The organism is uncultured Holdemanella sp. (assembly GCF_934772795.1).
GTDB lineage: Bacteria > Bacillota_I > Bacilli_A > Erysipelotrichales > Erysipelotrichaceae > Holdemanella.
Genome location: NZ_CAKVMR010000080.1, coordinates 1 through 9,109, shown reverse-complemented (window position 1 = coordinate 9,109; position 9,109 = coordinate 1). Strand labels below are relative to the sequence as shown.

Genomic DNA, 9,109 nt, shown 5'->3' with positions numbered 1-9,109 from the left:
TATCTACAACAAAAGCGAGAAGGGAGATGTAAAAGTGTGTAGAGCATTAGATGAAATGTTTGAAGAATCCACAAACAGAGGAATCCAGATGGGTATCGAACAAGGCATTGAACAAGGTATTGCACTAAAAGAATTGTTTGTATATCAAACTATGCTAGAAAAAGGATTTAGTGTTAAAGCTATCGCATCGATTTTCTCAGTAAGCGAAGAATCAATCAAAAAGCTATTGATGAAAGCTTAATTTGGATGGGTGCACATGTAGCACCCATTCTTTACAAAACGAGAAGGGAGATGTAAAAGTGTGCAGAGCATTAGATGAAATGTTTGAAGAATCCACAAACAAAGGAATCCAGATGGGTATCGAACAAGGGATTGAACTAAACCGATTTGAAGTATATCAAACTATGCTAGATAAAGGTTTCAGTATTAAAACAATCGCATCGATTTTCTCAGTAAGCGAAGAATCAATCAAAAAGCTATTGATGAAAGCTTGATATAAAGTCACATCCATTCTTTACAAAGTTTTAAGTGTGGTGTTAAAAACACACAAATCAAAATAGCGATTAAAATGCTTGTAAAGAATAATCAGACACTTGAAGAGATCTCTGAGGTTGTTGGATTAGATTTAGATGCATTAAGAGAACTAAAGAATAGTATTTAATAGGATGGATGTGATTTTCACATCCATCTTTTGTTTAAAAATTCTTAAAAACTTGCTAAAATGTTCACTGTATGAAAAAAAATCAGAGTGTTGACCTACTGCATGGTCCTATATTTAAATCATTAAGTTTATTAGCAATCCCAATCATGGCAACATATTTTATTCAGATGGCCTATAACCTAGTTGATATGTTGTGGATTGGTTTTTTAGGTTCTGGCGCAGTTGCCAGTATCGGTGTGTCCGGAAATTTCATGTATTTGGCAAATGGCCTTGTGAATATGCCTAAGATTGGATCACAAGCTTTAGTGGGTCAAAGTCTTGGAGCCAATAATAAAGCGGAAACAAAAAATTATATTGAATCCGCATTTCAAAGCTCTATATTTTTTGCGTTAATATATGGAGTCATTATTATTGTTTTTCAAAAGAATTTAATTCAATTATTTAATTTATCAGATCCTATTATTATTCAAGATGCTCAGAATTATTTATGGATTACATGTGGCTTTATTGTATTCTCCTTTGTGAATCAAATTTTTACTGGAATTCTTACGGCTGCAGGCCATTCTAAGAGCACATTTATAGCCACGACTACAGGTCTAGTATTAAATTTAATTTTAGACCCTGTCCTCATCTTTGTCTTTGATCTTAGAGTCATTGGTGCTGCTCTAGCTACAATTCTTGCTCAAATCATTGTCACTTTGGTCTTTTTATATGATGCAAGAAATCTTGATCTATTTAGAGATATCCATATCTTGTCAAAACCAGAATTGAATCATATTTCTAAAATATTAAAAATAGGATTTCCATCCTCTGTACAAAGTATGTTGTTTACATGTATTTCTATGTACATTGCTCGCTTAATCTCAAGTTTTGGAGCTATCAGTGTTGCCGTACAAAAAGTAGGCTCTCAAATCGAATCTATTTCATGGATGGCAGCCGATGGATTCAGTGCATCTATCAATGCGTTCACTTCGCAAAATTATGGTGCAAAAAATTATAATCGTGTAAAACAAGGTTATAAAACTGGCATGTTCGTGGTTGGATTGTGGGGATTATTGACAACGGCTATTTTAATTTTCCTTCCTGGCCCTATATTTTCATGTTTTATCCATGAAACAAACATCCTTCCTTATGGAATTGACTATCTAATTATACTTGGCTATTCTCAATTATTCATGTGCATAGAAATTGCTACACAAGGTGCTTTTAATGGACTTGGTAAAACTTTACCACCTAGTATCGTTTCGATTGTCTTTACATCTGCGAGAATTCCTATGGCCATTTTGTTATCTAATTATTTAGGTGTAAATGGAGTATGGTGGGCCATTTCAATTTCAAGCATTATTAAAGGAACTGTTTTAGTAATCTGGTTCATATTATATTCAAAAAGGAGGCTCACAAAATGAAAAATCATTCACTAACACAAGGAAGCATCGCAAAAGGATTGCTTTTCTTTGTGATTCCACTTTTCTTTTCGAATCTATTTCAACAACTCTACAATACAATTGACACATTATTAGTCGGTCATTTCTTAGGTGACAACGCATTAGCCGCAATGGGGGCTACCGCTGCTATCTTTGAATTGATTGTTCAATTTTCAAATGGATGCGGCACAGGATTTAGTATTGTTACAGCAAAATATTATGGTTCTAAAAATGAAAATGAATTAAAAAAAAGTATTGCAGCATCTCTAATTTTAGGATTGATCATAGCCATTGTGATCACACTTGTTTCCTATGTTTCGATGCCATATTTACTAACAATTCTAAAGACACCCAAAAGTATTTATTATGATTCATTAAACTACATTCGCTGTATATCTGCCTTTTTGATCATCACCATGTTTTACAATTTAGGCGCCGGTATGTTACGAGCTATTGGCGATAGTCTAAGACCATTGATTGTGCTTTTCTGCTCATCCATTATAAATATTGCACTTGATATTGTATGTATCACAATACTTGATATGGGCGTATTTGGCGCAGCTGTAGCTACTGTTATTGCCCAAGCCATTTCAACTATTATATGTTTCTTTTTAATTTGGAAAAGTGCTAAAATATTGATTCCCAAAAAAGAACACTTTCATATCGAATCCTATATGGTTAATGATTTGTTAGGTCAAGGCTTTTCGATGGGATTTATGTTCTCTATCGTTTCCATTGGAACCATTATTCTTCAATCCGGAATCAACAGTCTAGGAACCCTAATTATCACAGCCCATACGGCCGCACGAAAGTTAATGTCTTTATTTTGTCTTCCACTTTCTACTCTTGCCGCTTCTATGGCAACCTTTGTCTCTCAAAACAAGGGAGCTCAAAATTATGAGCGAATTATAAAAGGTGTTCGCCTTTCAAATATCTGCGGTATTATATACCCAATCTTTTTAAGTATCCTTATCTATTTGACAGCCGAAAATCTAGTCCACCTTCTATCTGGATCCAATACGCCTGCCGTACTACAAAATGGAGCTATGTATCTAAAAATCAATATTCCATTTTTCATAATATTAAGTGTACTATTGAATTTAAGAAATGCGATTCAAGGCTTTGGATATAAAATCACACCTTTATTTTCTAGTATTATTGAACTCATTGGTAAAATTGTCTTTACATTATTTTTAGTTCCTACATTTAAATATTTAGGTGTATGCTTTTGCGAACCCATTATCTGGTGTTTAATGGCAAGCCAATTAATCTATTCATATCAAAAAATCATAAAACCATTTAAAGCGCAGAATTAACTCTGCGCTTTGTTTTGTATTATGCTTGTACAAATTGTTTTAAATAATCTACATCTAAAATCAAAATTTTCTGATATACCATCGAGATTACATTTTGTTCACGTAACCCTCTTAAAATACGATTTACACTATTCCTAGTAGAAATTCCGCAGAATCCTGCAATATCATCATTTGTCACTTGGAAATCAATTAAAATACCCTTCTTTACTTTTCTTCCAAATAAAGGAATCAATTGATAGATAAAAGAACATACTGCTCCGTTCTTACCATTCATAGTCATTAGTTGTTGTCTAAAAATAGCTTCCGTTAATTTAGTACGATAATATGAATTCACATACTCTTTTAACTCTGGATCTTGATTTACAAAATCCCAGAATAACACTCTTGGAATACGATAAAAAGTAGCCGTTTCACTCTCAATACGAACGTTAAATGGAGCTGATGTATATTGACTTACTTCATCTTTTAATAATGAAATAATATCAGGTCCTTTAATATAAGAAATATTAAATTCTCTTCCATCACGCAAAATTATACTAGTCTTAACAATACCTTCTTTTAACACGTACGTATCTTGTTGTTCTAAACCGTAATACGTTAAATATGTGTGTCTTTTTTTTGTGATTGTAGGCACTTCTTTTTCTTCAAGAAACTTCACCAAATAATTGCTGCCCATAAGTTACCCTTTCTCTTTCAGTTAACTCAGTATAACATACTCCACAAAAATTGTAGGTAACATATGTTATTATCAATGATTGTGAAATTATAAATAAAAAAGGTCCACAGCCCAAATTCTATTTACTGTTGAACCTTTTTTCATTATTATTTCTGATGTTTTGAACAAATCGCAACTCCAACACCGATTGTTGCCATACAAATAACTGAGAACCATCCAGTGTGAGTAAATACTTGGTTACTAGAACCAATTCCTGCTGCATATAGAGGCATTGGAACAAATAACAATGATGCCCCCGCTAAATAACCTAACTTCTTCATATCCAATTCCTCCTTCGTTTGTTGGGTTAAAGCTTTTCTATACAGATTTTATAACGCATATAAACAAAAAAAGAAACCAAGATGGAAAACTTGGTCTCTATTTTGGAATAATCAGTCCTTTTTATTTCTTTCATTTAAAATGAATTTTTCAACCTCTTTAAACATTTTCTTTGATTTTTTGACTGACTGCTTCTCGGCCATTTTTTGTCTCCAAGCAGGAACTTCTTTTGAAGAAACATTTTCATATATTTCTTCATAAGTCACTCTAATTTTTGATTCACTTAAAGATTCAATCTTATAAGAAATAGTTGTATGATCGATTGCCGTGACAAACGTTGCTTCATACAATGTATTCGGAATCAACCTTTTGATATGCACAGTAATCTCTGAACCAATTCCTTTTCTTTGAGCTGATTTCTTTTTATATTTTAAGCCTTCTTTTAATTCTAAATTTTTCTTTGATACATTTCTAATTTCTTCTTTTAAAGATTTCATCATCAAATCATAGAACTCTTTATCACTTACATTTAATTCCACACTAACTTTCATATTGCACCTCTTTAAACACAATTATATACTATTTTAAGAAAGAAGGTTATTTATGTATACAGATAGTCATTGTCACATCACTTGTGATCGTTTATATAGTCGTATTGATGAAATTATTGAAAATATTAAAGTTAAAAATATTACATCCTGCATGATCATGTGCACAAGTCCTGAAGAGTTAGAACGAGCAAAAAGAATAAAGGAAAAGTATCCATTCTTCAAAATTGCCTTTGGATGGTTTCCAAGTGATGCCAAAGAAGTTTCAGATAAGGAAATTCAATATCTTATTGATCAAACACCTTATTTAGATTGTCTAGGAGAAATTGGTTTGGATTATTATTGGGATACAAGTTTTAATGATCTACAAAAAGAATTGTTCATCAAACAAATTCAAATTGCGAATGAACATAATCTTCCCATTTCTATTCATATGCGTGAATCCACAAAAGACTGCATGGATATTTTAAAACAATACGCAAAGACAAAAATTATTTTCCATTGTTTTAGCGGAAGTAAAGAAACTATGATGGAATGTTTAAAAATGAATTCTATGATTTCATTTGCAGGACCTATCACATTCAAAAATGCTAGACAAGCCCCTGAATGTATTGAAGCATGTCCTATTGATCGAATCATCACAGAAACAGATTCTCCTTATTTAACACCTGTTCCTTATCGTGGAAAAGAAAATGAACCTATGTATGTGGAATATGTCGCAAAGAAGATTTGTGAAATCAAACAACTGGATGAAGCAAGTACATGTAAACAAATTGAAGAAAACTTTAATTCCATTTTTAAGTAAAGAAAGACCTGTCGTTTTGACAGGTCTATTTTTGTAAGTTTTCGTATTCTGAAACTTTGTTTCCTATGATAATAGTATCCCCTTGAATTACAATCGGTCTTTTTACTAACATACCATTTGAAGCAAGTAATTCAATCAATTGTCCTTCTGTATATGTTTCGCGTTTTTCTTTTACATTTAATTCACGATACAACATACCACTTGTATTGAACAATTTCTTTAATTCCACACCACGATGGATCCAACTTTGAATTTCTTCTTTTGTTGGATTTTCTTCTTTAATATTTCGATATGTAGCTTCAATACCCAACTCTTGCAAAGCTTTATATGCTTTTTTACAAGTTGAACAAGGTGGATAACCAATAAACAATGTTTCCATATTAGTCATCAAATGCGTGTGCTAATACTTCTGATAATGAAGAATTTTCTTCAACTGCATGAATTAATCCAGCTAACAATGGTGCCATTGAAAGAACAGTCATTTCAGGATAAACTTTTTGATTTTCTGTTTGATCAATTGTATTTGTACAAACGAATCCAGCTAATTCAGCAGCTTTTAAACGATCGATAGCAGGTCCTGAAAGGATACCATGTGAACATGATGCATAAACAGCTTTAGCACCCTTGTCTTTCAACATTTTGATACCAGCAGTTAATGTACCAGCTGTATCTACCATGTCATCGATGATGATTGCAGTTTTACCATCAACATCACCAATTAAGTTCATAGCTTCTGCTACGTTTGGTTTAGGACGACGTTTGTCGATGATTGCGATAGGTGCACCTAATGCATTTGCTAAGTTACGAGCACGTACAGCTCCACCGTGATCAGGAGATACAACTACGATTTCACCTAATCCTTCTTGGTGTTTGAAGTAATCAGCAATCAATCCATTCGCAGTAATATCGTCTGCTGGAATATCAAAGAATCCTTGAATCTGAGTAGCGTGTAAGTCAACTGTAACTACACGATCAGCTCCAGCTCTTTCTAATAAACTAGCAACTAATTTAGAAGTAATTGGCTGACGAGGTTTCGCTTTACGATCCTGACGTGCATATCCAAAATATGGAATGATAGCAGTGATGCTTGCAGCACTTGCACGTTTACATGCATCAATACCAATTAAAATTTCCATTAAATTTGAGTTTACAGGTTTATTTGTACTTTGTACAAAATATACGTGTTTTCCACGAACAGATTCTCCAAGTTCTACTAAGATTTCTCCATCCGCAAAATGTTTAACTTCACATTTACCTAATTCCAATCCTAATTCTTTACAAATATCTTCTGCTAAACCAACGCTAGATGATAAAGCAAATACAACAGTGTTTTTCATGATTTATCCTTTCTCATACCCTATCAGGTTTATTTTATGGTTTTATTATTGCTTACATAAGACATAGGTCCTACAACAGAACCTTCTTCTATGCAAGAATTGACGACTTTACTTGAATCTACAATAGCACGAGCTTCAATTTTTGAATTATTCAAATAAGACCCTGGCAAAATCTCAACGAAATCACCAATTTCTGTGTTACCAAGAATTTCAACATTTGGATGAATAATTACATCATGTCCAATCGCTACATCTTTTCCAATAACTGTTCGCATAGGGTCTACAATCTGTACCCCTTCTTTCATCCAGTTATTGTTGATTCGATTGCGCATCCATTCATACGCTTTATGTAATTCTACACAATCATTGATTCCCATAACTTCATCACGGTCTTCAACTACCAATCCCTTAACAACCTTTCCTTGATTAGCTAAAATCTTAACCAAGTCTGTTAAGTAATACTCGTGTTGAGCATTGTTTGTTGTTAATTTATCAAGATTATCAAATAAATCTCTATTTTTGAAACAATACATACCCGCATTGATTTCACAAATTTGTTTTTGTTCTTCTGTACAATCTTTTGCCTCTACAATCGCTTGAACATGACTATTTTCATCACGAACAATACGACCATAATGAGCTCCATCATCCAATACAGAAGTTAATAAAGTTAATGATGCATCTTGATTGGTTTGGAATAGTTTTTCCAATGTCTCAGGCTGAATACAAGGTCCATCCCCATTGATAATCAATGTATCCCCATCTTCATCCTTTAATTGTGTAGCTTGCATAACCGCATGACCTGTCCCCAATTGTGGTTGCTGCAAAGCAAATTCAACATCCGGAAAAGCTTCCTTGATACTTTCAGCTTGATATCCAACAATCACTACAATTCTTTCTACAGATACAGCTTTTAAAGCATCAATGATATAAGCCAACATTGAACGATCAATAATCGTATGCATTAGTTTGCTACGATCTGATTTCATTCGAGTTCCTTTTCCTGCCGCCAGAACAATCGCATTACGCATATTTTCACCTGACTTTCCGTATCTATTCTAACAAAAATCCAAAGACATTAAAAGGTCACATATAGAAAAAGTAGGCGACAGAATTTTAATTCTACCGCCCCTTGTCAAACCGTACGTGCCCTACTAAGGCATACGGCTTACCAATGTGAGTTAAATTTTAGAAAAGACTTAAATGTTGTGATTCAACTTATTTGGCGTATGCATATTGAAAGAACCTTTTTGTTTTCTGATTAGAGGTTCTTTTTCTTTTATTAGAGTCTAACATCAGAGTAAAATCATCTAAGCTAATTCCAGGAAAAGCCAGTTGAGCCTGCATGAATTCACCTGTAACTAGACCCATACATCTTATGAAGAATTTGTTATCATACTTGACAGTTAAAAGTTTGCCTTGCACTTGGCCACCATGTTGCTTTCCTCGGCATGAAAAATTAACACGAAGTCTTTGTCTTACATAACCATCTAATACGCCAGCTTTAAGTGCAGGTATACCATGCATTATTCGTCCGCGTTCTTGTAACAGAAGCTTAATTTCTTGCTCGACTTGAAAAGGAATAAGAAAATAATTAAACTTACCCCTTAACACAGGGTTTAAAAGCTCTGTCCACTTTTCAAAGGAATATGTGTATCTTTTCTTTGTGATAGACTTAACATCACTTTTAAACTTCTTTATCGATTTAATTGATGGTCCAAACGTGTAATAGACACGTCTATTTTTAGACATTTTTAAATGATTGAACGTAAAACTTAGGAAATCAAAGTCTTTCTCGTGAAAATCAATATCATCACTTTTATCTTCTGCCAATTCAAGGCCTAGACGTTGTAATGTTTCATGTACTATGACTTTGGCTTTTTCCAAATCTTCCCTTGTTTGGCACATGACTATTGAGTCGTCGGCACTATTCCGAAATCGGCATAGTGCCGACTATACCGAAGTTGAAACTATGCCGAAACTTTCTCTCAAATACAGAAAATATCGAGGCTTTCGCTTAAATA

11 protein-coding genes and 1 pseudogene are annotated in these 9,109 nt (G+C 33.4%); 5 read left to right on the top strand and 7 right to left on the bottom strand.

From position 1 onward, the window contains the following. The 4 genes and pseudogenes from Q0F04_RS10725 to Q0F04_RS10710 all read left to right on the top strand — a co-directional run. A pseudogene (locus tag Q0F04_RS10725) lies at positions 1–241 on the top strand (hypothetical protein); the annotation flags it as partial. 58 nt (positions 242–299) lie between these two features. Then, the gene (locus tag Q0F04_RS10720) at positions 300–494 is read left to right on the top strand and encodes a hypothetical protein (protein WP_295753166.1); all 195 of its coding nucleotides are present in this window, start codon (positions 300–302) and stop codon (positions 492–494) included. Between the two features lie 238 nt (positions 495–732). Then, positions 733–2,067 carry an MATE family efflux transporter gene (locus Q0F04_RS10715; RefSeq protein WP_295753163.1) on the top strand — a complete coding sequence of 445 codons (1,335 nt, stop codon included), beginning with the start codon at positions 733–735 and terminating at the stop codon, positions 2,065–2,067. Beyond that, positions 2,064–3,401 carry an MATE family efflux transporter gene (locus Q0F04_RS10710; RefSeq protein WP_295753161.1) on the top strand — a complete coding sequence of 446 codons (1,338 nt, stop codon included), beginning with the start codon at positions 2,064–2,066 and terminating at the stop codon, positions 3,399–3,401. The genes Q0F04_RS10715 and Q0F04_RS10710 overlap by 4 nt, the downstream gene beginning before the upstream one ends. A 19-nt stretch (positions 3,402–3,420) precedes the next feature. On the opposite strand, the gene Q0F04_RS10705 is transcribed toward Q0F04_RS10710, so the two are convergent. From Q0F04_RS10705 to Q0F04_RS10695, 3 genes are all read right to left on the bottom strand, one after another. Then, on the bottom strand, positions 3,421–4,077 hold the full coding sequence (locus Q0F04_RS10705; RefSeq protein WP_295753159.1) for a Crp/Fnr family transcriptional regulator: 657 nt from the start codon (positions 4,075–4,077) through the stop codon (positions 3,421–3,423). A gap of 146 nt (positions 4,078–4,223) precedes the next feature. Next, positions 4,224–4,397: a hypothetical protein gene (locus Q0F04_RS10700; protein ID WP_154556314.1), complete on the bottom strand. Its 174-nt coding sequence runs from the start codon at positions 4,395–4,397 to the stop codon at positions 4,224–4,226. Between the two features lie 111 nt (positions 4,398–4,508). Then, positions 4,509–4,946, bottom strand: a complete 438-nt coding sequence (locus Q0F04_RS10695) for a DUF3284 domain-containing protein (protein WP_295753157.1) — start codon at positions 4,944–4,946, stop codon at positions 4,509–4,511. A gap of 52 nt (positions 4,947–4,998) precedes the next feature. Between Q0F04_RS10695 and Q0F04_RS10690 the strand changes: the two genes are divergently transcribed. Next, positions 4,999–5,748 (top strand): TatD family hydrolase, encoded by a 750-nt coding sequence (locus tag Q0F04_RS10690; RefSeq protein WP_295753155.1) that lies wholly within the window; start codon positions 4,999–5,001, stop codon positions 5,746–5,748. A 25-nt stretch (positions 5,749–5,773) separates the two neighbouring features. Here the strand turns inward: Q0F04_RS10690 and Q0F04_RS10685 are convergent, their stop codons facing one another. The 4 genes from Q0F04_RS10685 to Q0F04_RS10670 form a co-directional block, all read right to left on the bottom strand. Continuing rightward, positions 5,774–6,136: a Spx/MgsR family RNA polymerase-binding regulatory protein gene (locus tag Q0F04_RS10685; protein ID WP_295753152.1), complete on the bottom strand. Its 363-nt coding sequence runs from the start codon at positions 6,134–6,136 to the stop codon at positions 5,774–5,776. Then, on the bottom strand, positions 6,129–7,085 hold the full coding sequence (locus Q0F04_RS10680; RefSeq protein ID WP_117571428.1) for a ribose-phosphate pyrophosphokinase: 957 nt from the start codon (positions 7,083–7,085) through the stop codon (positions 6,129–6,131). Before Q0F04_RS10680 ends, Q0F04_RS10685 begins: the two co-directional genes overlap by 8 nt. A 29-nt stretch (positions 7,086–7,114) precedes the next feature. Continuing rightward, positions 7,115–8,116, bottom strand: coding sequence for an NTP transferase domain-containing protein (locus Q0F04_RS10675; protein WP_295753149.1), 1,002 nt, complete (start codon positions 8,114–8,116; stop codon positions 7,115–7,117). A 187-nt stretch (positions 8,117–8,303) separates the two neighbouring features. After that, positions 8,304–8,972 (bottom strand): group II intron maturase-specific domain-containing protein, encoded by a 669-nt coding sequence (locus Q0F04_RS10670; RefSeq protein WP_295753146.1) that lies wholly within the window; start codon positions 8,970–8,972, stop codon positions 8,304–8,306. Positions 8,973–9,109 lie beyond the last annotated feature (137 nt).

Excerpts from the sequence above, each read along its gene's own strand:
- Q0F04_RS10715 (WP_295753163.1), top strand. The coding sequence starts at position 733 with ATGAAAAAAAATCAGAGTGTTGACCTACTGCATGGTCCTATATTTAAA.
- Q0F04_RS10710 (WP_295753161.1), top strand. The coding sequence starts at position 2,064 with ATGAAAAATCATTCACTAACACAAGGAAGCATCGCAAAAGGATTGCTT.
- Q0F04_RS10675 (WP_295753149.1), bottom strand. The coding sequence starts at position 8,116 with ATGCGTAATGCGATTGTTCTGGCGGCAGGAAAAGGAACTCGAATGAAA.
- Q0F04_RS10700 (WP_154556314.1), bottom strand. The coding sequence starts at position 4,397 with ATGAAGAAGTTAGGTTATTTAGCGGGGGCATCATTGTTATTTGTTCCA.
- Q0F04_RS10685 (WP_295753152.1), bottom strand. The coding sequence starts at position 6,136 with ATGACTAATATGGAAACATTGTTTATTGGTTATCCACCTTGTTCAACT.
- Q0F04_RS10680 (WP_117571428.1), bottom strand. The coding sequence starts at position 7,085 with ATGAAAAACACTGTTGTATTTGCTTTATCATCTAGCGTTGGTTTAGCA.
- Q0F04_RS10705 (WP_295753159.1), bottom strand. The coding sequence starts at position 4,077 with ATGGGCAGCAATTATTTGGTGAAGTTTCTTGAAGAAAAAGAAGTGCCT.
- Q0F04_RS10690 (WP_295753155.1), top strand. The coding sequence starts at position 4,999 with ATGTATACAGATAGTCATTGTCACATCACTTGTGATCGTTTATATAGT.
- Q0F04_RS10695 (WP_295753157.1), bottom strand. The coding sequence starts at position 4,946 with ATGAAAGTTAGTGTGGAATTAAATGTAAGTGATAAAGAGTTCTATGAT.